This window comes from Paenibacillus tyrphae (assembly GCF_027925525.1).
GTDB lineage: Bacteria > Bacillota > Bacilli > Paenibacillales > NBRC-103111 > Paenibacillus_G > Paenibacillus_G tyrfis_B.
In genome coordinates, this window is the sequence record NZ_BSDJ01000081.1 from 1 (window position 1) to 1,210 (window position 1,210).

General features: G+C 54.2%; 1 rRNA gene. It reads right to left on the reverse strand.

Annotated features, from left to right (window positions below):
* Window positions 1-1,207, reverse strand: a 23S ribosomal RNA gene (locus tag QMG93_RS34920); the annotation flags it as partial.
* Window positions 1,208-1,210: the final 3 nt, after the last annotated feature.

Here is a 1,210-nt window from a genome sequence, read left to right on the forward strand (position 1 = left end):
GGACCCATAGCTTCGGTGGTGTGTTTAGCCCCGTTACATTTTCGGCGCAGAGTCACTCGACCAGTGAGCTATTACGCACTCTTTCAATGGTGGCTGCTTCTAAGCCAACATCCTGGTTGTCTGTGCAACTCCACATCCTTTCCCACTTAACACACACTTGGGGACCTTAGCTGATGATCTGGGCTGTTTCCCTCTTGACAATGGATCTTAGCACTCACTGTCTGACTCCCGGGATAACGTCTGTGGCATTCAGAGTTTGACTGGACTTGGTAACCCTTGGCGGGCCCCGCACCCAATCAGTGCTTTACCTCCACGACGCATCTCCCGAGGCTAGCCCTAAAGCTATTTCGGGGAGAACCAGCTATCTCCGAGTTCGATTGGAATTTCTCCGCTACCCCCACCTCATCCCCGAATTTTTCAACATTCGTGGGTTCGGGCCTCCAGTGCGTGTTACCGCACCTTCACCCTGGGCAGGGGTAGATCACACGGTTTCGGGTCTACGTCCACGTACTCATGCGCCCTATTCAGACTCGCTTTCGCTGCGGCTACGGCTTCTCACCTTAACCTCGCACGGGAACGTAACTCGCCGGTTCATTCTACAAAAGGCACGCCATCACCCGTTAACGGGCTCTGACTTCTTGTAAGCACACGGTTTCAGGTTCTATTTCACTCCGCTCCCGCGGTTCTTTTCACCTTTCCCTCACGGTACTGCTTCACTATCGGTCACCAGGGAGTATTTAGCCTTGGCAGATGGTCCTGCCGGATTCAGACGGGGTTTCACGTGTCCCGCCCTACTCAGGATACGCCTAGGATGTTCGCAGACTTTCGGCTACGGGGCTCTTACCCACTATGGCCAGCCTTTCCAGACCGGTTCACCTAACCTGCTGCATCCACATCGGCGTCCTACAACCCCAGAGAGCAAGCCCTCTGGTTTGGGCTAATCCGCTTTCGCTCGCCGCTACTGACGGAATCACTTTTGTTTTCTTTTCCTGAGGGTACTTAGATGTTTCAGTTCCCCTCGTCTGCCTCCAATGCAGCTATGTATTCACTGCATGGTACGTGAGAATTACCTCACGTGGGTTCCCCCATTCGGACATCCCCGGATCAAAGCCTGCTTACGGCTCCCCGAGGCATTATCGTTGTTCGCCACGTCCTTCTTCGGCTCCTGGTGCCTAGGCATCCTCCGTGTGCTCTTTCTAGCTTATCCGTA